Genomic DNA, 23,211 nt, shown 5'->3' on the forward strand with positions numbered 1-23,211 from the left:
ATTCACGCCCTTCTCTTTTGACATTTCTTTTGCACTGGTAAACTAAATCACTTTTTTTGTCCCAGGCTCGCCTTGAGCCTGTTCTACCTTCCAACTGGAACCGTAACAACATGCGTACTAGCCAATACCTGCTCTCCACTCTCAAGGAGACACCTGCCGACGCCGAGGTGATCAGCCATCAGCTGATGCTGCGCGCCGGGATGATCCGCAAGCTGGCCTCCGGGTTATATACCTGGCTGCCGACCGGCGTGCGCGTTCTGAAAAAAGTCGAAAACATCGTGCGTGAAGAGATGAACAACGCCGGTGCAATCGAGGTGTCGATGCCGGTGGTTCAGCCAGCCGATTTGTGGCAAGAGAGTGGTCGTTGGGAACAGTACGGTCCGGAACTGCTGCGTTTTGTTGACCGTGGCGAGCGTCCGTTCGTACTCGGCCCAACTCATGAAGAAGTTATCACTGACCTGATTCGTAACGAGCTTAGCTCTTACAAACAGCTGCCGCTGAACTTCTATCAGATCCAGACCAAGTTCCGCGACGAAGTGCGTCCGCGTTTCGGCGTCATGCGTTCCCGCGAATTCCTGATGAAAGATGCTTACTCTTTCCATACTTCCCAGGAATCCCTGCAGGAAACCTACGATGCAATGTATGCGGCCTACAGCAAAATCTTCAGCCGCATGGGGCTGGATTTCCGCGCCGTACAGGCCGACACCGGTTCTATCGGCGGCAGCGCCTCTCACGAATTCCAGGTGCTGGCGCAGAGCGGTGAAGACGATGTGGTCTTCTCCGACACCTCTGACTATGCAGCGAACATTGAACTGGCAGAAGCTATCGCGCCGAAAGAACCGCGCGCTGCGGCTACCCAGGAAATGACGCTGGTTGATACGCCGAACGCGAAAACCATCGCGGAACTGGTTGAACAGTTCAATCTGCCGATTGAGAAAACGGTTAAGACTCTGCTGGTTAAAGCGGTTGAAGGCAGTAGCTTCCCGTTAGTTGCGCTGCTGGTGCGCGGTGACCACGAGCTGAACGAAGTTAAAGCAGAAAAACTGCCGCAGGTTGCAAGCCCGCTGACTTTCGCGACCGAAGAAGAAATTCGTGCTGTGGTTAAAGCCGGTCCGGGTTCACTGGGTCCGGTAAACATGCCGATTCCGGTGGTGATTGACCGTACCGTTGCGGCGATGAGTGATTTCGCTGCTGGTGCTAACATCGATGGTAAACACTACTTCGGCATCAACTGGGATCGCGATGTCGCTACCCCGGAAGTTGCGGATATCCGTAACGTGGTGGCTGGCGATCCAAGCCCGGATGGCCAGGGTACGCTGCTGATCAAACGTGGTATCGAAGTTGGTCACATCTTCCAGCTGGGTACCAAGTACTCCGAAGCACTGAAAGCCTCCGTACAGGGTGAAGATGGCCGTAACCAAATCCTGACTATGGGTTGCTACGGTATCGGGGTAACGCGCGTTGTGGCTGCGGCGATTGAGCAGAACTACGACGAACGCGGCATCGTATGGCCTGACGCGATCGCACCGTTCCAGGTGGCGATTCTGCCGATGAACATGCACAAATCCTTCCGCGTACAGGAGCTTGCTGAGAAACTGTACAGTGAACTGCGTGCACAAGGTATCGAAGTGCTGCTGGATGACCGCAAAGAGCGTCCGGGCGTGATGTTTGCTGATATGGAACTGATCGGTATTCCGCACACTATTGTGCTGGGCGACCGTAACCTCGACAACGACGATATCGAATATAAATATCGTCGCAACGGCGAGAAACAGTTAATTAAGACTGGTGACATCGTCGAATATCTGGTGAAACAGATTAAAGGCTGATGCCAGAAAGGGTCCTGAATTTCAGGGCCCTTTTTTACATGGATTGTATAAAATGGATAAACCAAAGGCGTACTACCGCCTGCTTCTCCCCAGCTTTCTTTTACTTTCGGCCTGTACCGTAGATATCAGCCAGCCAGACTCATCAGCCACAGCGGTAGATGCCGGGGCGAAAACATGGGCAGTCAAATTCCAGCATCAAAGCTCTTTCACCGAACAATCAATAAAAGAAATAACGGCACCTGATCTCAAACCCGGCGATTTGCTGTTCTCCTCAAGCCTTGGGGTAACCTCATTTGGAATCCGCGTCTTCAGCACTTCCTCTGTGAGTCACGTTGCAATCTTTCTGGGTGATAATAACGTTGCAGAAGCGACAGGCGCTGGCGTCCAGATTGTTTCCCTTAAAAAAGCGATGAAGCATAGTGATAAGCTTTTCGTCTTACGAGTCCCGGATCTTACCCCGCAACAAGCCACAGATATCACCGCGTTTGCCAATAAAATCAAAGATAGCGGTTATAACTATCGCGGCATTGTCGAATTTATTCCCTTTATGGTGACTCGCCAGATGTGCTCACTGAATCCGTTCTCCGAGGATTTTCGCCAACAGTGCGTCAGCGGCCTGGCGAAAGCGCAGTTAAGCAGTGTGGGCGAAGGAGACAAAAAGTCGTGGTTTTGTTCGGAATTTGTCACTGATGCATTTGCCAAAGCCGGGCATCCGCTTATGCTGGCGCAATCAGGCTGGATTAGCCCTGCCGATCTGATGCATATGCGTACTGGCGATGTCTCTGCGTTTAAGCCAGAAACGCAGTTACAGTATGTTGGGCACCTGAAGCCTGGGATTTATATCAAGGCGGGTCGCTTTGTTGGTTTGACCCGGTGATAAAGTAAATGCCTTATCCGCCTTAAGGTATGAGGGGGGTTGTAGGCATGATAAGACGCGCCAGCGTCGCATCAGGCGTTGAGCACCATTGCCGGATGCGGCGTAAACGCCTTATCCGGCCTACAAAAAACGTGCAAATTCAAAATGTTGAAATATATCCTTCTGGCCTGTTTTGCGTTTGTTTCTGTCTCAAGACGGGTTACTGCCCCAAACTACTGCAATCCTGGTTGGGGTAAAATTTCCCTGCCGTATCGGGTGCCAATACTTTAGTCGGCGCACCGGTATCCGGATTACCCTCAAGCGTAAAGTGACCTTCTACTGACAGTAACACCGGTTTTTCACTGTGACCGCGCGCAGCCAGGTAGCCACGCTCCAGCTCTGCGTTATTCGCTACCATGAAACGTTTTCCGGTCGCGCAATCAGTGAAGGTCGCCGCATCAGCCATATAAAAATACATGCCTCGCAGGGTCATCGGCGTCATAGGTAAACTGGATTGTGCCGGTTCCAGCGTATAGTTGAACTGCGATTCAATCGGATTGCCTTCACGATCGAGCATCTCCAGCGCATCGCCTTTCGCCCGATAATATGACTTTTCACCTTTGCTGTCGGTTAATACCAACTTGTCAGCGGTTCGCGCCCATGTACCGTAGGAAGCGAAGGAGGAAGGTTCTTCACGAGCACCGAGATAACGCTCATTCATCACCCATGTTCCGTCTTTTTCGAGGAACAGAGAGGTTTCGATTCCTTCGCAATCAGCACACGGCAGCACGCCGCGCCAACTTTGCGGCATCGGTTTCAGTTCGGCAGCCTGCGCCGGAGAAAGCGCATCAACTTCGGCCCGATTATTACATCCCATCAGAGTAAAGAGGCTGATTACAGCCATCGCTGTCACTATCGCTTTTTTCACCATCCATTCCTTCTTTTTATTCCCGACCGCTGCGCACTTTGCCGCGCAACGCTTTCACGCTTGATTTTTGTGCTTTCGATGCCAGCCTGCGCTCTTTCGATGCACGGGTGGGCCGCGTGGGTCGTCGGGCTTTTTGTTCTGTTGTTAAATCTTTAATCACTGCCACCAGCCGGGCCAGCGCGGCTTCGCGGTTCAGTTCCTGACTGCGGTATTCCTGTGCCTTAATGACAATCACGCCATCACTGCTGATCAAATGATGGCTGGCGGCGAGCAGACGCTCTTTGTAATACTCTGGCAGGCTGGACGCCCGAATGTCAAAACGCAGATGAATGGCCGTTGAGGTCTTATTAACATGCTGCCCGCCCGCGCCCTGCGCACGAATGGCGGTGATCTCAAGCTCACCATCGGGAATAGCAACATGTCGGGAAATCACAATCATGAAGGTTGTTGCCAGGCGGTTAAGTTAACTTCCAGATTATTCTTATCGTCCGATAACCAGATCACGCCATCCTGAATCGTTGCCTGCAGCGTCATGGTACGATCGGCAAAGGCGCTTACTTTCGCCAGTTGTTCATCGTCCAGATACCAGACGGAAAGATTGGCAAACTGCACACATTTGCTCTGATTTTGCTGCCACCAGATTTGCGCCGCCCGACTATTATAGGTAAACAGCGCCACTTCTGCGGCCTGGGTGCAGGCTTTCTTAATCCGCCGCTCATCCGGCAGCCCCAGCTCAATCCACAAATCAATGCCCAGGTGATCGTTACGCAGCCACGCTTCCGGCTCATCATCGGCACACAAACCACGGGTAAATTGCAGACGTTCATCAGCATATTTCAGCCACGCCAGCAAGCGCAGCATCATACGCTCCTGGGTTTCTGAAGGGTGGCGCGCCAGCGTCAGAGAGGCATCGAGAAACTGGTTGCGGTCGAGATCGGCCACATTAACCGTCGCTTTATAAATTGTCGCTTTAAGCGCCATAAGAAAACTCCTTTCGAATCAGGAGGCCATTGTAACGGAATACGTGCAGTTGCGGCGCTGATATTGCAGAAATGAGTGTGGTATAGTCACCTTGCGAAACAGAGTTTATCTTCGTAGGCTTAGACTTGCATCCACGGTTAAGTCAGAGTGCTGACAGGAGGGCATGTGGAAAAATATTGTGAGTTAATACGCAAGCGGTACGCGGAAATCGCCAGCGGAGACTTAGGATACGTTCCGGACGCGCTGGGCTGCGTTTTGAAAGTGCTGAATGAAATGGCTGCCGACGACGCCCTTTCTGAGGCTGTCAGGGAAAAAGCAGCATACGCTGCGGCAAACTTACTGGTGAGCGATTATGTCAATGAATGATACGTATCAACCAATCAATTGTGATGATTACGATAATCTTGAGCTCGCCTGCCAGCATCATTTAATGCTGACACTTGAGCTGAAAGATGGCGAAAAATTGCAGGCAAAAGCCAGCGATTTAGTCTCCCGCAAAAATGTGGAGTATCTGGTCGTCGAGGCCGCTGGCGAAACCCGTGAGCTACGTCTGGATAAAATTACCAGCTTTAGCCACCCGGAAATCGGTACGGTGGTGGTGAGCGAGTCCTGATTGACTTTCGCCGGATGCGACGTTTGATGCGTCTTATCCGGCTTTCACTTAACTAAGCGTTTTCTGCCAGACAAAACTTACGCCATTCTCACCTTCAGCCACACCTTCTTGCGTCACAAATACCCCTGCCGCCGCAATCAGCGTTTCGTCATAAAACAGCAGTGGCGTGGTGTCACGTAGCCACGGCGGCACGCCCAGCTCTTGCCAGATTTTCTTTAGCTTACGTCCGCCGTTGCGACCGACAATATGCAGCAATCCTGGCGCTTTGAAACGCACGCTGACCGCTTCGTCTGCACGCGGAGGGCGAATATCGACTCCCGCAGTAAGCTGTACACTTCCCAGCCCCGCCGGTAATTCCAGCGGTTGTAGCCACGTCTGCCACGGCACAATGGTTTCGCTTTGCCCGGCAACGGATTTAATCCACCACAGTTGCGATTGATAGCGGCGTATTTCAAACGCGCCAAAGCGTAAACAGGGGGAGGCATCTTCCCGCGCCAGCGCCACTTCCTGCCAGATCCGCACCAGCGCGTCGCGGGAAGGCATCGGTGCATTCTGCCCTGCCAGCCAGCGGCGGATAATTGCCGCGCGACGGGCATCACTCATCGCCAGCATTGGCGCAATCTGCAGCGTCCCCTGCGGCGTTTGGCAGTGCGCTAAATCATCTGCCAGCAATTCATCCAGCAGGCTCTCTTGTTCAGCACAAAGTGCGGCGCTGCGAGCCGTTGCTTCGGCAAAATGCGGCCAACGCTGCTGCAATAACGGCACTACACGCAGGCGCAGAAAGTTACGATCGTATGAGTCGTCCTGATTACTTTCGTCTTCAATCCAGCGTAAACCATGCGCTAATGCCCACTGCTCCAGTTCCCCCCGCGTGCGGGCGAGCAACGGGCGGATAAGCCGTGTTCCGGCAAACTCCGAAACTTCCCCCATAGCCGAAAGCCCGGCAGGACCGCTACCGCGTTTTAGCGCCAGCAGAAAAGTTTCACATTGATCGTCGAGATGTTGCGCGGTGACCAGCACTTCACCGGGCAACAAGGTGCGGGCAAATGCCTGATAACGCACCTGCCGCGCCTGGGCCTCAATCCCCAGCCCCTCTTGCGCAAGTTGTACGCGTTCGACCACCAGCGGCACCTGCCACTGTTGGCAGACGTTTTCGCAATGCGTAACCCAGGCATCGGCATTGGCACTTAAACCGTGATGCACATGAATAGCGCGCAGAGTGACGCCCGGATTTTCCGTCCGCCACTGCACCAACTGATGCAGCAGAACGGTGGAGTCAAGCCCGCCGCTAAAGGCCACCAGAATCTGGCGTGAGGTGAGAAGTTGTCTATTGAGCGTGAGTGTCATGATGGTGCGATTTTACAGTAGCAATGCCCGGCACGTTACCGGGCAAATGCGGCGATGACAAGCCTTACTGCTCATACAGTTCCAACGGCAGCCCGTCCGGATCGTTAAAGAAGGTGAAGCGTTTTTGCGTGTATGGATCGACACGGATGGCTTCACACTTCACGTTATGGCTTTCAAGGTGCGCCACTGCCGCATCGATGTCATCAACGCTAAAAGCCAGATGACGCAGGCCGCAAGCTTCCGGTCGGCTGGGGCGCTCCGGCGGGAACGGAAAAGAGAAAAGCTCAATCACATATTGCCCATTAAGCGCCAAATCCCCTTTCCACGAGTCGCGCGCTTCGCGATAGACTTCGCTTTGCAGCGTGAAACCAAGAATATCGCAGTAGAAAGCTTTGCTCACCGCATAATCCGTCGCAATAATCGCAATATGGTGAACCTGTTTTAAACCCAGCATAACGTCTCCTTTATTTGTTAACAGCACGTTACTCGCCCGGAAGCCGCTCTGGCAAGTTATCCCGCCATTTTTAGGACTCGTACGCGGTAAACGCCGTCTTCGTCCTGTTTCGCGCCGTGAATATCCGTTTCAAAACCGGGGTAATGTTGCCCTACGGAACAAAGCATCAGTAGAAAATCGAGTACCGTGCGGCTCTCTTTGGTCAGCATTTCTCCTGGCATCAACAGCGGTACGCCCGGTGGATAAGGCAGGATCATATTTGCCGATACTCTACCGACCAGTTGTTCCAGCGCAATGGTTTCTACTTCACCTTTAATCTGTCTCTGCCATGCCTGATGTGGCGTCATGATCATTTCCGGCAAAGTATCGAATGCCCGCAACATCAAACCGGGAAGATCGTGTTTACGAATCAGCTTATGGATCCCTTGCGCCAGATCCTGAATACGCATATTGCGGTAGAAATCGGGATCTTCAGCATAGAGATCGGGTAGCATATTTTTGATCCGCAGGTTGAGATCGTAAGAGCGTTTAAATTCCGTCAACCCACGCAATAATCCCATTGCTTTGGTTTTATCGATACCAATACTAAAGAGAAACAGCAGGTTATAAGGGCCGGTTTTCTCTACTACGATCCCACGTTCGTCGAGGAATTTTGCCACCAGCGCCGCCGGGATCCCCTCCTCGCTCATATTGCCCTGTTCGTCCATCCCCGGTGTCAAAATAGTGACTTTAACCGGATCGAGAAACATATGATCGGCATCCGCATCGTTAAAGCCGTGCCACTGTTCGCCTGGCGCAACGGGCCAGCATTCGGCTTCATCCACCTGCGGCGGTTGCCAGATATCGAAAAACCAACCGTCAGACTCTTCCCGCAACCGCTGGACCTCTTTGCGAAAATGCAGCGCCCGCTCCACCGAACGGTTAATCAGCCGTTTGCCCGGATTACCACGCAGCATCGCCGCCGCCGTCTCAACCGAAGCAACAATGGGATAACTGGGCGAGGTGGTGGTATGCATCATAAAGGCTTCGTTAAACGCCTCTTCGTCATACTCGCCTTTAATGTGGATCAGCGAAGCCTGCGATAACGCCGCCAGCATTTTGTGGGTCGATTGCGTTTCGAAGATCACTTTTCCCGCAACACGCTCGCCGCTCATACCACTTTTCCCCTGGTAGATCGGATGAAAATGGGTGTACGGCACCCAGGCGGAATCGAAGTGGATCGACGGGACATCCAGCGTCTGTTTGATCCAGTCGGTGTTGTAGAGCAAGCCATCATAGGTGGAGTTGGTAATCACCGCATGAACCGGCCATTGTGCCTGCGTGGTGGCAGCGACTTTCTCTTCGATGCTGTCGCGAGTAAATTCACGGCGCGGGATCCCACCAAGAATCCCCAACGCATTACGCGTCGGTTTCAGCCAGACTGGCACTACATCGTTCATCATCAACAGATGCGCCAGCGATTTATGACAATTGCGGTCGATCAACAGCGTACTGCCGGATGGCGCGGCGTACATACCCACAATTTTGTTCGACGTCGATGTTCCGTTGGTAACGATATAACTCTGTTCCGCGCCAAAAGTCCGCGCGATGTACTCTTCCGCTTCCAGGTGTGGCCCGGTGTGGTCGAGCAACGAACCAAGCTCGGTAACCGAAATAGAGACATCAGCCTTGAGGGTATTCCCGCCGAAAAAATCATAAAACAGACAGCCAACCGGGCTTTTTTGATAGGCGGTACCGCCCATATGCCCCGGCGTACAAAAGGTGTACTTCCGCTCTTTGACGTAGGTAAACAAGGCTTTCGTGAACGGCGGTGTAATGTTATCAAGATATTCGTCGGTGTACTGACGCATACGAATGGCGATATCTTCCGCCTGCCCCAGCGCATATTCAAAAAACCAGAGCGCCATCCGCATATCCTGCACGCTGACATCCATCGTCGAGTGGGTGTTGATGAAGGCATAAAGCGGGAGATATTCATTAAGCTGATTGATATCGCTACATAAATCGAGACTGTACTCATCCCAGTCAAAAATCACGCCGCAAATTCGAGGGTTATGTTCGATAAATTTCAGCAAATCAACGCTGTTTTGTGGCCAGATAATCTGAAAGCCTTGCGCCAGCAGCGCCGACTCCAGTTCTTTGATGGGCTCATCTTTATAAAAGACGCCATGCGGTCCCATAATGGCAATGATGTTCATGTGTTCCTCCTGGAAAATCCTTCCTTAATCATAGCCTGCTCAAACCGTGGCGATAAAAAAGGGCCACCGAAGTGACCCTTTTTCAGAACTTTTGCGAATTACGCGTAACCGTAGCTCATCAGGCGCTGATAACGACGATTTTTTAAATCTTCAGTGCTTAACACGTCGAGATCGGCCAGATCCGCCAACAGTTGCGCTTTCAACGATGCCGCCATCGCTTCCGGGTTACGGTGAGCACCACCCAGCGGTTCTGGGATGATGGAGTCGATCAGTTTTAGTTCTTTCAGACGCGGAGCGATGATACCCATCGCTTCAGCCGCCAGCGGCGCTTTATCAGCGCTCTTCCACAGAATGGACGCACAACCTTCCGGCGAGATAACGGAATAGGTGCTGTATTGCAGCATATTCACTTTATCGCCCACGCCAATCGCCAGCGCGCCGCCAGAACCACCTTCACCGATAACGGTACAAATAGTCGGTACGCTAAGGCGAGACATTTCACGCAGGTTGCGTGCAATGGCTTCAGACTGACCGCGCTCTTCTGCGCCCACGCCCGGATAAGCCCCCGGGGTGTCGATAAAGGTGATGATTGGCATCTTAAAGCGTTCAGCCATTTGCATCAGACGCAGTGCTTTGCGGTAACCTTCTGGCGCTGGCATACCAAAGTTACGGCGAATTTTTTCTTTGGTTTCACGACCTTTTTGATGACCAATGATCATCACCGGACGACCATCGAGACGGGCGATACCACCGACGATAGCTTTATCGTCTGCATACGCGCGGTCGCCAGCCAGTTCGTCAAATTCATCAAATGCCAGGCGAACGTAATCCAGGGTATAAGGACGCTGTGGATGGCGTGCCAGTTGCGCAATCTGCCATGCACCGAGATCGGCGAAGATTTTACGTGTCAGTTCTACGCTTTTTTCACGCAGACGATGCACTTCTTCATCGATGTTAATATCCAGTTTCTCATCCTGACGGCTAACCGCAGTCAGAGAATCGATTTTCGCTTCCAGCTCTGCAATCGGCTGTTCAAAATCAAGGAAATTCAGACTCATAGTATTCCTGTATTAGTCAAACTCCAGTTCCACCTGCTCCGAACCAATGAGGCCACGGAGATCGTTTAATAAACGATCGCTCGGAGAGACACGCCACGTCGCGCCAAAACGCAACCGCGCGCGTGCATCCGCCCTCTGATAGTAGAGATGTACTGGAATTGTCCCAGAGCGGTGGGGTTCCAGAGACTGACGGAGTCGGTTTAAAAGCTGGTCATCAATTTGCCTGTCCGTCAGCGAGATAGCAAGCCCGCGAGCATATTTTTCCCGGGCTTCGTCAATATCCATCACTTCGCGAGCGGTCATTTTAAGCCCACCGCTGAAGTCATCAAAGCTGACCTGTCCGCTGACGATAAGTATGCGGTCTTTTTCCAGCAATTGCTGGTATTTATCCAGGGCGTCAGTAAACAACATCACTTCCAGCCGCCCGGAACGGTCATCCAGCGTGCAGATACCGATACGATTGCCGCGCTTGGTGACCATAACCCGCGCGGCAACAACGAGCCCCGCAGCCGTGATGACTTTACCACGTTCTGTCGGGTGCATGTCTTTCAGCCTTACGCCTCCGACATAACGCTCAATCTCTTTTAAATACTGGTTGATAGGGTGTCCGGTCAGGTACAGGCCTAACGTTTCACGTTCCCCATCTAATACCACCTGCTCCGGCCACGGTTGGCAGCTGGCGTAGGATTGTTCAATTTGTTCCGGCTCTTCGGCCAGCACGCCGAACATATCGGCCTGACCGATAGCTTCCGCTTTCGCGTGTTGATCTGCCGCTTTTAACGCATCGCCCAGCGAGTTCATCAGCGCTGCGCGATGTGGCCCAAGACGGTCAAACGCCCCGGACATGATCAGTTTTTCCAGCACGCGACGGTTCAACTTTTTGGTGTCGGTACGGGCGCAGAGATCAAACAGTTCGCGGAAGTAGCCGCCTTTATTACGGGCTTCGATGATGGCCTCAATCGGACCTTCACCGACCCCTTTGATCGCGCCAATACCATACACGATTTCGCCGTCGTCGTTGACGTGGAAATGGTAAAGACCGGAGTTTATATCTGGTGGCAGGATTTTCAGCCCCATCCGCCAGCACTCATCCACCAGACCCACCACCTTCTCGGTGTTGTCCATATCGGCGGTCATTACCGCCGCCATAAACTCCGCAGGATAGTGCGCTTTCAGCCATAACGTTTGATATGACACCAAAGCATAGGCCGCAGAGTGCGATTTGTTAAATCCGTAACCAGCGAATTTCTCCACCAGGTCGAAGATTTTCATCGCCAGTTCAGCGTTGATTCCGTTCTTTTCTGCACCTTCAGCAAATACAGAACGTTGCTTAGCCATCTCTTCCGGCTTTTTCTTACCCATCGCACGACGCAGCATATCCGCGCCACCGAGGGTATAACCAGAAAGCACCTGCGCAATCTGCATGACCTGTTCCTGATACAGGATAATGCCGTAGGTTGGCTCCAGTACCGGTTTCAGGCTTTCATGCTGCCACTGTACGTCCGGATAGGAGATCTCTTCACGACCATGTTTACGGTCGATAAAGTTATCCACCATCCCTGATTGCAACGGACCGGGGCGGAACAGTGCCACTAGGGCGATCATATCTTCGAAGCAGTCAGGTTGTAGACGCTTGATCAGGTCCTTCATGCCGCGCGATTCAAGCTGGAATACCGCCGTGGTTTCCGAGCGTTGCAGCATGTCGAAGCTTTTCTTATCATCCAGCGGGATCGCAGCGATATCCAGCGGCGGCTCGCCATTCTTCGCCCGCCGCTTGTTGATCATCTCCAGCGCCCAGTTGATGATGGTGAGCGTACGCAAACCAAGGAAGTCGAACTTCACCAGTCCGGCGTATTCAACGTCGCTTTTATCAAACTGGGTGACCGGATGTTTGCCCTCTTCATCGCAGTAAAGCGGCGCAAAATCGGTAATTTTGGTCGGCGCGATAACCACCCCACCGGCGTGCTTACCGGCGTTACGGGTGACCCCTTCCAGTTTGCGCGCCATGTCGATCAGCGCCTTAACTTCTTCATCCGCTTCGTAGATTTCCGGCAGCTGCGGCTCGGCTTCAAACGCTTTCGCCAGCGTCATCCCCGGATCGGGCGGGATCAGTTTCGAGATACGATCGACAAAGCCGTACGGATGCCCCAGCACGCGGCCTACGTCGCGGATCACCGCTTTCGCCGCCATTGTACCGAAGGTGATGATCTGCGATACCGCATCACGACCGTACATGTCCGCTACGTGCTCGATAACCTGATCGCGTTTCTCCATACAGAAGTCAACGTCGAAGTCAGGCATGGAGACACGTTCCGGGTTAAGGAAACGTTCGAACAGCAGGTCAAATTCCAGCGGATCGAGGTCGGTGATTTTCAGCGCGTAGGCCACCAGTGAACCCGCACCGGAGCCACGGCCTGGCCCTACCGGTACGCCGTTATCTTTCGACCACTGGATAAATTCCATAACGATGAGGAAGTAGCCCGGGAAGCCCATCTGGTTGATAACCTGAAGTTCAGTCTCCAGACGTTCGTCATATTCCGGGCGGCGCTTAAGACGTTCTTCCTCATCAGGGAATAAAAAGGCCAGACGCTCTTCCAGGCCCTCTTTTGCACGCTTGACCAGATAATCTTCGGTGCTCATGTCCCCGGTCGGGAACTGCGGCAGGAAGTATTCACCAAGACGCACGGTTACGTTACAGCGTTTGGCGATCTCAACGGTGTTGGCAAGGGCTTCGGGGATGTCGGCAAACAGCTCACACATCTCCTCTTCGCTACGCATATATTGCTGCGGCGAATAGTTACGCGGGCGTTTAGGATCGTCGAGGGTAAAGCCGTCGTGGATCGCGACGCGGATTTCGTGTGCGTCAAAGTCGCTGCTGTCGATAAAGCGCACGTCGTTGGTCGCCACGACGGGCAAACCGCGCGCTTCCGCCAGTTCCACCGCCGCGTGCAGATAGCTTTCTTCATCCGGCCTGCCGGTGCGGATCAGCTCGAGAAAATAGCGATCCGGGAAGTGTTCTTCATAAAACGCGACACACTCATCTACCAGCGCGCTGTTACCACGCAAAAGACTGCGTCCGACGTCGCCCATGCGTCCGCCGGAAAGAAGGATCAACCCTTCGTTTAATTCGATAAGCCAGTCGCGATCGATGATCGGCCCGGCGGCACCGTACCCGCGCTGATACGCTTTTGAGATCAGCAACGTCAGATTCTGATAGCCGGTATTGTTCGCCGCCAGTACCGTCAGGTGGGTTAACTCATCACCCAGCAGGTCGCACTGGACGTTAAAATCTGCCCCGACGATAGGCTTAATCCCTGCGCCATGTCCCGCTCCGTAGAACTTCACCAGACCACAAAGGTTGGTGAAATCGGTGATCGCCAGTGCTGGCATACCCAACGCCGCCGCCTTTTTTACCAACGGTGCGGTTTTGGCCAGGCCATCGATCATCGAGTAGTCGCTGTGCACCCGCAGGTGTACGAAACGTGGTTCAGACATCTTCAGATTCCGGTTTACTTAATCTCGACACAAGAATCAGGACGCAAGTCCCAGTGCGCGTTTGACAGGCCCAAAGCTGCGCCGATGGTGTTCGGTCGCGCCGTGTTCAGCCAGTTTTTCCAGATGAAAAGCGGTTGGGTACCCTTTGTGTTGGGCAAAACCATATTGCGGGAAAACAATATCCAGCGCCGCCATTTCGGCGTCACGCGTCACTTTCGCCAGGATAGACGCGGCACTGATTTCCGGTACGCGGCTATCGCCTTTCACCACAGCCATCGCAGGCATCGGTAATTTCGGGCAGCGGTTACCATCAATCAACACATATTCCGGCGCAATATGCAGCCCAGCGACGGCACGCTGCATCGCCAGCATGGTCGCATGAAGAATGTTCAGCTCGTCGATTTCGTGGGGTTCCGCGCGGCCCAGACTCCAGCTCAACGCTTTCTCTTTGATCTCTTCATAGAGCGCCAGACGGCGTTTTTCGCTCAGCTTTTTGGAATCATTCAGCCCGGCAATCGGGCGCGCCGGGTCAAGGATCACCGCAGCGGTGACGACCGCGCCAACTAACGGCCCGCGTCCGACTTCATCCACACCCGCAACCAGCTGCGTGTGCGGATAAACAAATTCGATCATTGTGCTAACTCCAGAACGGCTTGTGCCGCCTGCTCATCGGCATTGCAGCGGATCTGCTGATGCAGTTCACGGAAGGTATCGTGCATCGCGTGGCTGGTTTTCCCGTTCGCCAACAGCGGTAACAGCGCCGCAGCCAGTTTTTGCGGCTCACACTCTTCCTGCAATAATTCTTTGACTAACTCTCTGCCCGCCAGCAGATTTGGCAGCGAGACATAATCAGTTTTCACCAGCCGCTTCGCCAACCAGAAGGTAAAAGGCTTCATGCGATATCCCACCACCATCGGGCATTTCGCCAGCATACACTCCAGGGCTGCCGTACCCGACGCCAGTAGCGCCGCATCGCTGGCGACCATCGCCTCACGGCCCATCCCATCCAGCAAATGAACTGAAAGGTCTGGCGCGACTTCAGCTTTGATGCGTTCAAACTGCTCGCGGCGTTTGGCATTCACCAGTGGCACCACGATTTCGAGATCCGGATATGTCTGGCGCAAAAGCTGGGCCGTTTTCAGGAAATCGGCACTAAGCATTTCAACTTCTGCACCACGGCTCCCCGGTAGCAACGCCAGGCAGTGGGCATCGTGAGGGATCCCCAGCACATCACGGGCGGCATTTTTATCTGGATCTAATGGCATGGCATCAGCCATGGTATGACCGATAAAGCGGCACGGTACGTTGTATTTGTCATAAAACGCTTTTTCGAAAGGCAGAAATGCGAGCACCAGATCGGTGGCTCTGCCTATTTTGAAAACACGTTTCTGTCGCCACGCCCAGACTGACGGACTGACGTAATGAATGGTTTTGATACCCTGCTTTTTGAGGTTACCTTCAAGAGTAATATTGAAGTCAGGCGCATCAATACCAACAAAAACATCTGGCTTCAGTTCGCCAAAACGCTTTGTCAGATCGGCACGAATATGCAGTAAGCGACGCAGACGACCGAGCACTTCAACAATGCCCATCACCGCCAGTTCTTCCATTTCGTACCAGGCTTCGCAGCCTTCAGCCTGCATTCGTGGCCCGGCAACACCAACAAAGCGGGCGTTGGGCACATGTTCTTTCAGAGCGCGGATTAAACCGGCCCCCAGGATATCGCCGGAGGTTTCTCCGGCGACCAGGGCAATCGTTAATGGACGCTGTTCAGTCATTAACGAATCAGACCGCGCGTTGAGCGTGCAAAGAAATCGGTAAAGGCTTTCACTTCCGGATATGTTTCCGCCAGTTCAGCAATTTCCGGTTTCACTTCATCGAGCGTTTTACCGCTACGATAAATCAGCTTATACGCATTGCGGATAGCGGTAATCGCCTCACGGCTGAATCCGCGGCGCTTCAGCCCTTCGATATTGACACCGAACGGCGTTGCGTGGTTACCCTGCGCAATGACATAAGGAGGGACGTCCTGCGCCACACCGGAGCAGCCGCCAACCATCACGTGCGCACCAATGATGCAGAACTGATGGACTGCGGTCATGCCGCCGATGATCGCGAAGTCGTCAACCGATACGTGACCCGCCAGCGTTGCGTTGTTGGCGAGAATACAGCGGTTACCTACCGTACAATCGTGCGCAATGTGCGCGTTGATCATCAGTAAGTTGTCGCTGCCCACCTTCGTCAATCCACCGCCCTGGACTGTGCCACGATGAATGGTGACGCTTTCGCGAATGCGGTTACGATCGCCGATTTCCACACGGGTCGGTTCGCCAGCATATTTCAGATCCTGGTTAACTTCGCCGATGGAGGCGAACTGATAAATCTCATTATCGCGGCCAATTTTAGTATGACCATTCACGACAACGTGAGATTTCAGTACGGTACCCTCACCAATTTCGACATGGGGTCCAACGATACAAAAAGGACCAATGTGTGCGTTCGCGCCAATTGACGCGCCCTCTTCCACAATGGCGGTTGGATGCACAAAGGCGGATTTATCAATCACGTATCAGGCCTCCCGGCTACGAGCACACATCATCGTTGCTTCGCAAACTACTTTACCATCGACCAGAGCAACCCCTTTAAAACGGGTCAGGCCGCGGCGCGTTTTTTCGAAAGTGACTTCCATGATCATTTGATCGCCAGGCACGACCGGGCGCTTGAAGCGCGCTTCGTCAATACCAGCGAAGTAGTACAGCTCACCCGGTTCCAGTTTTCCTACGCTTTTAAACGCCAGAATACCTGTTGCCTGTGCCATTGCTTCCAGAATCAGCACACCCGGGAAAATCGGTTTTCCAGGGAAATGGCCCTGGAAGAATGGCTCATTGACAGAGACATTTTTTACTGCGCGCAGAAAACGACCTTCTTCAAAATCCAGCACGCGATCCACCAGTAAGAACGGGAAACGGTGCGGCAGAAGTTCTAAAATCTCTTCAATCTGCAGAGTATGAGTGTTAGTAGTCAAGATACTCTTCCTGTCAAAATATAAGAAACGACAATAATAACACGGCCTGCCGCAATCGTAAGAATGAGACAGGCCGTAAAGTTTGGCGAACAAAAGATGGAACGTTAGTCTTGTTGATTAACCTTGCGCTCAAGCGATTTCAGACGCTTGCTCATGTCATCAATGTTCATCACCAGTGCAGCGGTTTTGCGCCAGACTTTGTTGGGTTGCAGCGGAATGCCTGAGGAATAGACGCCTGGTTCAGTGATGGGACGCATCACCATACCCATGCCCGTAACCGTCACTTTGTCGCATATTTCCATATGCCCGTTGATTACGCTGGCTCCGCCGATCATGCAGTAACGACCAATTTTCAGGCTGCCCGCCATAATGACGCCACCGGCAACCGCCGTATTGTCGCCAATCACGACGTTATGTGCAATCTGGCACTGGTTATCAATGATCACGCCATTGCCAATAATAGTGTCATCCAGCGCGCCGCGATCGATGGTTGTGCAGGCACCGATCTCCACGCGATCGCCAATAATTACGCGACCAATCTGTGGGATCTTCACCCAGTTACCACGATCGTTGGCATAACCAAAGCCGTCTGCGCCTACCACTGTTCCGGACTGGATCAGGCAATTCTGACCGATCTGGATCTCATGGTAAATGGTTACGTTCGCCCAGAGACGCGAACCTGCACCGATTTTGCTGTTTTTACCTACGAAGCAACCGGCACCGATAATCACGTTATCGCCCAGTTCAACGCCGGACTCAATCACCGCGTTAGCGCCAATCGATACGTTGTTACCCAGCTTCGCCGTCGCGTCGATCACCGCACTGGGTGCAATGTTCTGCGCGGGCTGCGGCGTGGTATCTAAAATTTGCGCCATGCGCGCGTAAGTCAGGTAGGGATTCTTCACTACCAGTGCGGCACTTTTCGCGAAAGGAAGATCGTCCTGGGTCATGACAACCGCGGACGCCTGGCACAAGCCTAAATGCTCACGGTATTTTGGGTTAACCATGAACGTAATGTGACCTGTTTGTGCAGATTGCATGGACGCAACGCCGGTGATGACGATATCGCCATCACCGTGTAGTTCTGCATCCAACTGCTGCGCTAAATCAGCCAGTCGAATTGAAGGCATTACTTATTTAACCTGTTTCAGTACGTCGGCAGTGATGTCTTTTACATCGCTGCTGTTGTAAGCAACGGCGTTTGCATCAACAACCAGATCGATATCCTGGCTGTTGGCAACGGATTTCACAGCAGTCTGGATACGAGTAACCAGTTTGCCGCGTTCTTCGTTGGAACGACGTGCGCGATCCTGCTCAAAAGCCTGCGCTTTCTGAGCAAAAGTCTGGCGCTGAGCCATCACGTCTTTTTCCAGCTTAGTGCGATCGCTGCCCGCTTTCATGGACTGCAGCTTTTTCATTTTAGCCTGCAGATCGGTTTCCATACGCTGCAGTTCGCTGGCACGGCCTTTGAACTCATTTTCCAGCGTGTTAGAAACACCGGTTTTCTGCGCTACCTGCTGGAACAGGCTGCCCATGTTGACGATTGCAATTTTGTCAGCCGCCTGAGCAGAAGTTGCCAGTGCTAAACCGAGACCTGCAGCTAATAACCACTTTTTCACAATAAACTCCTTACCATCCCATTTGCACCGGAGGGTGCAGTTCTTTGCGTGGCCCGGCGATCTTATATTGATCGCCTAAAGTCATCGCTACACTACCACTACATTCCTTTGTGGAGAACACTTACCAGGTTTTACCGATGTTAAACTGGAACTGTTCTGCCTTGTCTCCATCGTACTTTTTGAACGGCTGGGCGTAGGAGAACACCAACGGCCCCAATGGGGACATCCATTGTAATGCGATACCCGCAGACATACGGATATTGCTTGGATCACTATAGTCCGGATATCCAGAATATTGGCTGGAATCCCAGTTTGTATCCCAAACGGTACCCATATCCCAGAAGAAGGAAGTACGAACCGAGTTAGCATACTTATCGCTAATAAACGGCGTCGGGGTGATGAACTCGAGGCTGGCAACCGCCATGGCGTTACCGCCTACAGCATCATCCGATTTACACAGGTCTTTCGCGCCGTCCTGAGTCGCACATTCGTAATCATAGTCCGGATCATAATTACTGGCCTGATGCGGGAAGTAAACTGCTTTCGGACCAATGGTATTGGACTGGAAGCCACGCACGGTGCTGGAACCACCGGCATAGAAGTTCTCGTAGAACGGCATCTCTTTGCCGCCTAAACCATCACCATAACCCCAGCGGGTACGCCCCAGAACAACCCATTTGTGATCGTCATCGATCGGCACATAAGTCGCCGTGTCTAACGTCACTTTGTAGTATTCGTTATCCGATCCAGGAATGGTCACTTTACCGGTCAGGTTGACACGTGAACCATCTGTCGGGAAGTAACCACGGTCAAGCTTGTTATAGGTCCAACCATAGTTGAACGTGAAGTCGTCCGTTTTGAAGCTGTTATCCTGATCAGAGGTGCTCGGATGTTCACCCATAGAGTACAGATAACGCCACATCGCAACCTGAGGCTGCATGTTGGACAGGGAGTTATGTACATAACCCAGACCTGCACGCAGCGAGTTATATTCGTTAATCGGGAAGCCCAACGTCACGTCTGTACCATAACTCTTGTTGGTATAGTCGGACAGGTCGGCATCATCTGCCTGGAAGTCATTATAGAAGAGACGACCACCGAGGCTTACGCCATCTACGGTGAAGTACGGGTTGGTTACCGACAGTTCAGCATAGGTCTGGTAATCGTTTTTGGTCCCGTTGATACCAACAGCATAACCTGTACCTAACCAGTTATCCTGTTGCACACCAGCCTGGAAGCTCACGCCACTTTCAGTACCGTAACCAATACCAAAGTTGAAGCTACCGGTGTTGCGCTCTTTTACCTTGTAGACTACATCAACCTGGTCCGGGCTACCCGGAACACGTTGGGTATCGGTATCGACAGTTTCAAAGAAGCCCAGACGATTCAGACGCTCCTTACCCTGATCGACCAGATCGCTCCCCAGCCATGCACCTTCCATCTGACGCATTTCGCGACGCAGGACGGCATCTTTCGAGGTATCGTTACCTTCAAAACGGATCTTACGCACGTAGAAACGGTTACCCGCATCAACGTTCACGCGTAATTTAACGGTTTTGTCGGCATCGTTAATTTCAGGCATCGACTGTACGCGCGGATAGGCATAACCATAGCGACCGAGAAGCTTTTTAATGTCATCTTCCATCTTGGTCACTTTGGTGCCGTTATACAGCTCGCCCGGCTCGATCTTAGTCAGCTGCTCAATTTCAGCGGAGTGCCCGGCAAGATTGCCGCTCACTTCAACGCCAGAAAGCTTGTACTGATCGCCTTCGGTGATGTTCACCGTGACGTAAATACCTTTTTTATCTGGCGTCAGACTGACCTGGGTAGAGTCGATGTTGAAACGGGCATAACCGCGATCCAGATAGTAGCTGCGCAGGGTTTCAAGGTCGCCCGCCAGTTTCTGTTTCTGGTATTTACGATCGCCTACCACGTTCCACCACGGCACTTCGTCACGCAGTTGGAAATGAGAGATCAGTTCGTCGGTGGTGAAAGCATGGTTACCAACAATGTTAATTTGCTGGATTTCAGCTGACACACCTTCCTGGAACACCAGTTTTAGGTCAACACGGTTGCGCGGCAGCGGGGTCACGACAGCTTTAACGCTGGCGCTATATTTACCGACGCTGTAGTAGAAGTCTTCCAGACCTTTCTCGATATCGGCAATGGTGGTGCGATCAAGGGATTCGCCCACACGCACACCAGAAGCCTCGAGGTTTTGCTTCAGCATGTCATCTTTCACCGATTTGTTACCGGAGAAAGTAATGCTGGCAATGGTCGGACGTTCTTTTACCTGAACCAGAAGGGTATCACCATCACGAAGGACGCGAACATCCTCAAAGTTGCCGGTAGCAAACAGAGCGCGAATGGTATTACTGATATCTTCATCATTAACCGTGTCGCCTGTGCGCACCGGCATACTGAGGAGGGCCGCACCAACGGCGACACGCTGAAGGCCTTCGAAATGAATATCTTTCACTACGAACCCTTCAGCACCGTATACGGTGGCGCTGCTAAACAGCAGCGACGCTATGAGCAACTTTTTCATCGCCATCGTTATTATGCGTTCTTCCTAACTAACTCTCATAACCGAGAGAAATCATTGAAAAGTGCAAGCCCCATTAACAGCACCAGCAAAATCGAGCCAATGCGATAACAAAAGTCTTGAACCCGCTCGGATACCGGTCCGCCCTTGATCTTTTCGATCGCAAGGAACAGCAGATGCCCCCCGTCAAGTACGGGCAACGGAAACAGGTTAATTATCCCTAAGTTCACGCTAATAAGCGCAAGAAACGGCAGGTAATAAACAACCCCGAGTTCCGCTGTCATCCCAGCCCCCTTGGCGATAGAGATCGGCCCACTGAGGTTGTTCAGTTTCACATCACCGGTGATCAATTTTCCCAGCATACTGACCGTCAGCTTCATCAGCTGCCACGTTTTGTCCGTGGCTTCGACAATGGCGTTGAACGGCCCATACTGGCGTACAACTTTATACTCATCTGGCAAAGGAATGACTTTCGGCTCAATACCGACAAAACCAATCGCTTTACCATTACCCGGTTTACTCTCCGGGATTAATGTCAAAGACAAGGGACTTCCCTGCCTTTCGATTTCTAACGCTAAGGATTTACCCGGGTTATCCCGGACAAGCATCACAAAGGTCACCCACTGCGTTAAGGGCTGACCATCGACTTTAACGATCCTGTCGCCTGCTTGCAAACCTGCCTTGCTTGCCGCCGAGTTTGGTTGCACATTTTCCAGTACAGGTTCAATTTGCGGCCCACGAGGACGAATCCCCAGCGAAGATACCGGATCTTCTTTATCAGGCTCAAACGCCCAGTGACGTAAATCGAGCTTTACATCCCGCCGTTGGTCGCTGCCAAATGGCGCTACTGTAATGGTGGTGCTTTCATCGCCAATTTTATCGACCAACTGCAAACGCACGGCATCCCAATCAGGCGTTTCGATACCATCTACGGCTTTTAGTTCCGTACCTGGTGCAATTTGTGCTTCCGCAGCTATCGAATTGGCTGCTATTTCGCCAACCACCGGACGTACGCCAGGCACACCAATAATAAAAACCAGCCAGTAGGCAAAGATAGCAAAAATGAAGTTTGCAACCGGACCTGCGGCAATAATCGCCGCTCGTTGGCCGACAGATTTATTATTGAAGGCATGGTGGCGGAGTTCCGGAACGACCGGTTCTGCGCGCTCATCCAGCATTTTGACATAACCGCCCAACGGGATCAGGGCGATAACATATTCGGTGCCGAGCTTATCAGTTCGCCGCCAGAGCGCCTTACCAAACCCTATTGAGAAACGCTCAACGCGAACACCACAACGCCGGGCAACCCAGAAATGACCAAATTCATGCACGGTGATAAGTACACCCAGTGCAACGATGAACGAAGCCAAATCCCAGAGAAAACTCAGCATATTACCTTCCGTTAAAGCGTCCTGAATACCAGTAACAACAAGCAAGCAAAGACCGGTACCGCAGCCGTCAGGCTATCAATACGATCTAAAATACCACCGTGTCCTGGAATTAAATGACCGCTGTCCTTAATTCCTGCTTCACGCTTAAACATACTCTCGGTCAGATCGCCGAGCACTGAGGCTAACGCTGCGACAATAGAGCAAATGAGTAAGGTGACGGGAGCGACGTCGAGATTCGCCCACATGCCATAACCCCATGAGATTACCGCTGCAGTAGCGAGTCCACCGATAAAGCCTTGCCAGGTTTTACCCGGAGAAACCTTCGGTGCCAGCTTATGTTTACCAAACAATTTGCCAAACATATATGCGCCGGAGTCAGCGCCCCATACCAGGATCATGACATAGAGCAGCCATATTGCGCCACTGTAATGATTCTCGTCATAGTGCCAGGCCCGTAACGCCAGCATGCCCCAGAAGAAGGGAACAATGGTTAGCACGCCAAAAATAAGGCGCAATGTTTTAGAGTTACGCCAGATTGCTGCGGAACCTGGGTAAAACAGCACCAGCAATAGCGCGACAATCCACCAACCCAGCGAAGCCCAAAGTGAGATTTCAACCAGCGGTTGATGAATATTTCGGTGATATTCCGGCAACAGAAAAAGCATCAGCGCCAACAATAACCCGCATAACACCGCCAACCATACTCGCTGCGAACGAGTGGTAAAACCGCTAAGCTGTCCCCATTCCCACGCTGCCAGCATGCAGACCACCAGCGTTACAATGGCGAACCCCACCGGCGGCAACAGAAACAACGCCGCGATGACGACGGGTATTAACACAAAAGCAGATATCAGGCGATACTTCAGCAAAAG

21 protein-coding genes are annotated in these 23,211 nt (G+C 52.5%); 4 read left to right on the plus strand and 17 right to left on the minus strand.

Annotated elements, in window-relative coordinates:
* Positions 1-110: 110 nt before the first annotated feature.
* Both proS and AB4H76_RS18695 read left to right on the plus strand, forming a co-directional pair.
* Entirely contained in the window at positions 111-1,829 is a 1,719-nt protein-coding gene (gene proS, locus AB4H76_RS18690) for a proline--tRNA ligase (RefSeq protein WP_001260712.1), read from the plus strand.
* 52 nt (positions 1,830-1,881) lie between these two features.
* Positions 1,882-2,706 (plus strand): YaeF family permuted papain-like enzyme, encoded by an 825-nt coding sequence (locus AB4H76_RS18695; protein WP_077491942.1) that lies wholly within the window; start codon positions 1,882-1,884, stop codon positions 2,704-2,706.
* 199 nt (positions 2,707-2,905) lie between these two features.
* Here the strand turns inward: AB4H76_RS18695 and nlpE are convergent, their stop codons facing one another.
* Genes nlpE through AB4H76_RS18710 form a run of 3 tightly spaced genes read right to left on the minus strand, consistent with a single transcriptional unit; the run spans position 2,906 to position 4,594 of the window.
* The gene (nlpE, locus tag AB4H76_RS18700) at positions 2,906-3,616 is read right to left on the minus strand and encodes an envelope stress response activation lipoprotein NlpE (protein ID WP_077491944.1); all 711 of its coding nucleotides are present in this window, start codon (positions 3,614-3,616) and stop codon (positions 2,906-2,908) included.
* Between the two features lie 13 nt (positions 3,617-3,629).
* Complete coding sequence (gene arfB / locus AB4H76_RS18705) at positions 3,630-4,052, minus strand: alternative ribosome rescue aminoacyl-tRNA hydrolase ArfB (protein ID WP_000635543.1); 423 nt, start codon at positions 4,050-4,052, stop codon at positions 3,630-3,632.
* Positions 4,049-4,594, minus strand: a complete 546-nt coding sequence (locus AB4H76_RS18710; protein WP_001185290.1) for a YaeQ family protein — start codon at positions 4,592-4,594, stop codon at positions 4,049-4,051. Before AB4H76_RS18710 ends, arfB begins: the two co-directional genes overlap by 4 nt.
* 165 nt (positions 4,595-4,759) lie before the next feature.
* On the opposite strand from AB4H76_RS18710, the gene AB4H76_RS18715 reads away from it, so the two are divergent.
* Positions 4,760-4,960 (plus strand): YaeP family protein, encoded by a 201-nt coding sequence (locus AB4H76_RS18715; protein WP_000417058.1) that lies wholly within the window; start codon positions 4,760-4,762, stop codon positions 4,958-4,960.
* The gene (gene rof, locus AB4H76_RS18720; RefSeq protein ID WP_000062312.1) at positions 4,947-5,207 is read left to right on the plus strand and encodes a Rho-binding antiterminator; all 261 of its coding nucleotides are present in this window, start codon (positions 4,947-4,949) and stop codon (positions 5,205-5,207) included. The genes AB4H76_RS18715 and rof overlap by 14 nt, the downstream gene beginning before the upstream one ends.
* Before the next feature lie 48 nt (positions 5,208-5,255).
* Here the strand turns inward: rof and tilS are convergent, their stop codons facing one another.
* The 14 genes from tilS to cdsA all read right to left on the minus strand — a co-directional run bounded on the left by tilS (position 5,256) and on the right by cdsA (position 23,208).
* On the minus strand, positions 5,256-6,554 hold the full coding sequence (tilS, locus tag AB4H76_RS18725; protein ID WP_000176582.1) for a tRNA lysidine(34) synthetase TilS: 1,299 nt from the start codon (positions 6,552-6,554) through the stop codon (positions 5,256-5,258).
* Between the two features lie 64 nt (positions 6,555-6,618).
* Positions 6,619-7,008, minus strand: a complete 390-nt coding sequence (locus AB4H76_RS18730) for a VOC family protein (RefSeq protein ID WP_000901098.1) — start codon at positions 7,006-7,008, stop codon at positions 6,619-6,621.
* A 56-nt stretch (positions 7,009-7,064) separates the two neighbouring features.
* Positions 7,065-9,206: a lysine decarboxylase LdcC gene (ldcC, locus tag AB4H76_RS18735; protein WP_001020950.1), complete on the minus strand. Its 2,142-nt coding sequence runs from the start codon at positions 9,204-9,206 to the stop codon at positions 7,065-7,067.
* A 98-nt stretch (positions 9,207-9,304) separates the two neighbouring features.
* Entirely contained in the window at positions 9,305-10,264 is a 960-nt protein-coding gene (gene accA, locus AB4H76_RS18740; RefSeq protein ID WP_000055746.1) for an acetyl-CoA carboxylase carboxyl transferase subunit alpha, read from the minus strand.
* 12 nt (positions 10,265-10,276) lie between these two features.
* The gene (dnaE, locus tag AB4H76_RS18745) at positions 10,277-13,759 is read right to left on the minus strand and encodes a DNA polymerase III subunit alpha (RefSeq protein WP_001294757.1); all 3,483 of its coding nucleotides are present in this window, start codon (positions 13,757-13,759) and stop codon (positions 10,277-10,279) included.
* Positions 13,760-13,795: 36 nt separating this feature from the next.
* Complete coding sequence (rnhB, locus tag AB4H76_RS18750; protein WP_000569430.1) at positions 13,796-14,392, minus strand: ribonuclease HII; 597 nt, start codon at positions 14,390-14,392, stop codon at positions 13,796-13,798.
* A complete protein-coding gene (gene lpxB / locus AB4H76_RS18755; protein WP_000139654.1) occupies positions 14,389-15,537 on the minus strand; it encodes a lipid-A-disaccharide synthase in 1,149 nt (382 codons plus the stop codon). Before lpxB ends, rnhB begins: the two co-directional genes overlap by 4 nt.
* Positions 15,537-16,325, minus strand: coding sequence for an acyl-ACP--UDP-N-acetylglucosamine O-acyltransferase (gene lpxA / locus AB4H76_RS18760; RefSeq protein WP_000565966.1), 789 nt, complete (start codon positions 16,323-16,325; stop codon positions 15,537-15,539). Before lpxA ends, lpxB begins: the two co-directional genes overlap by 1 nt.
* Before the next feature lie 3 nt (positions 16,326-16,328).
* A complete protein-coding gene (gene fabZ / locus AB4H76_RS18765) occupies positions 16,329-16,784 on the minus strand; it encodes a 3-hydroxyacyl-ACP dehydratase FabZ (protein WP_000210739.1) in 456 nt (151 codons plus the stop codon).
* 104 nt (positions 16,785-16,888) lie between these two features.
* On the minus strand, positions 16,889-17,914 hold the full coding sequence (gene lpxD, locus AB4H76_RS18770) for a UDP-3-O-(3-hydroxymyristoyl)glucosamine N-acyltransferase (protein WP_001139279.1): 1,026 nt from the start codon (positions 17,912-17,914) through the stop codon (positions 16,889-16,891).
* Positions 17,915-17,917: 3 nt separating this feature from the next.
* Entirely contained in the window at positions 17,918-18,403 is a 486-nt protein-coding gene (skp, locus tag AB4H76_RS18775; RefSeq protein WP_000758956.1) for a molecular chaperone Skp, read from the minus strand.
* A 121-nt stretch (positions 18,404-18,524) separates the two neighbouring features.
* Positions 18,525-20,957 carry an outer membrane protein assembly factor BamA gene (bamA, locus tag AB4H76_RS18780; RefSeq protein ID WP_001240896.1) on the minus strand — a complete coding sequence of 811 codons (2,433 nt, stop codon included), beginning with the start codon at positions 20,955-20,957 and terminating at the stop codon, positions 18,525-18,527.
* 29 nt (positions 20,958-20,986) lie between these two features.
* A complete protein-coding gene (gene rseP / locus AB4H76_RS18785; RefSeq protein WP_001295561.1) occupies positions 20,987-22,339 on the minus strand; it encodes a sigma E protease regulator RseP in 1,353 nt (450 codons plus the stop codon).
* A gap of 11 nt (positions 22,340-22,350) precedes the next feature.
* Positions 22,351-23,208 (minus strand): phosphatidate cytidylyltransferase, encoded by an 858-nt coding sequence (gene cdsA / locus AB4H76_RS18790; RefSeq protein WP_000922446.1) that lies wholly within the window; start codon positions 23,206-23,208, stop codon positions 22,351-22,353.
* Positions 23,209-23,211 lie beyond the last annotated feature (3 nt).

This window comes from Escherichia sp. UTM R2 (assembly GCF_048593455.1).
Lineage (GTDB): Bacteria > Pseudomonadota > Gammaproteobacteria > Enterobacterales > Enterobacteriaceae > Escherichia > Escherichia coli.

Bases quoted from the DNA above. Each gene is read 5' to 3' on its own strand.
- proS (WP_001260712.1), top strand. From the start codon at position 111: ATGCGTACTAGCCAATACCTGCTCTCCACTCTCAAGGAGACACCTGCC.
- AB4H76_RS18695 (WP_077491942.1), top strand. From the start codon at position 1,882: ATGGATAAACCAAAGGCGTACTACCGCCTGCTTCTCCCCAGCTTTCTT.
- nlpE (WP_077491944.1), bottom strand. From the start codon at position 3,616: ATGGTGAAAAAAGCGATAGTGACAGCGATGGCTGTAATCAGCCTCTTT.
- arfB (WP_000635543.1), bottom strand. From the start codon at position 4,052: ATGATTGTGATTTCCCGACATGTTGCTATTCCCGATGGTGAGCTTGAG.
- AB4H76_RS18710 (WP_001185290.1), bottom strand. From the start codon at position 4,594: ATGGCGCTTAAAGCGACAATTTATAAAGCGACGGTTAATGTGGCCGAT.
- rof (WP_000062312.1), top strand. From the start codon at position 4,947: ATGTCAATGAATGATACGTATCAACCAATCAATTGTGATGATTACGAT.
- tilS (WP_000176582.1), bottom strand. From the start codon at position 6,554: ATGACACTCACGCTCAATAGACAACTTCTCACCTCACGCCAGATTCTG.
- AB4H76_RS18730 (WP_000901098.1), bottom strand. From the start codon at position 7,008: ATGCTGGGTTTAAAACAGGTTCACCATATTGCGATTATTGCGACGGAT.
- ldcC (WP_001020950.1), bottom strand. From the start codon at position 9,206: ATGAACATCATTGCCATTATGGGACCGCATGGCGTCTTTTATAAAGAT.
- accA (WP_000055746.1), bottom strand. From the start codon at position 10,264: ATGAGTCTGAATTTCCTTGATTTTGAACAGCCGATTGCAGAGCTGGAA.
- dnaE (WP_001294757.1), bottom strand. From the start codon at position 13,759: ATGTCTGAACCACGTTTCGTACACCTGCGGGTGCACAGCGACTACTCG.
- rnhB (WP_000569430.1), bottom strand. From the start codon at position 14,392: ATGATCGAATTTGTTTATCCGCACACGCAGCTGGTTGCGGGTGTGGAT.
- lpxB (WP_000139654.1), bottom strand. From the start codon at position 15,537: ATGACTGAACAGCGTCCATTAACGATTGCCCTGGTCGCCGGAGAAACC.
- lpxD (WP_001139279.1), bottom strand. From the start codon at position 17,914: ATGCCTTCAATTCGACTGGCTGATTTAGCGCAGCAGTTGGATGCAGAA.
- bamA (WP_001240896.1), bottom strand. From the start codon at position 20,957: ATGGCGATGAAAAAGTTGCTCATAGCGTCGCTGCTGTTTAGCAGCGCC.
- rseP (WP_001295561.1), bottom strand. From the start codon at position 22,339: ATGCTGAGTTTTCTCTGGGATTTGGCTTCGTTCATCGTTGCACTGGGT.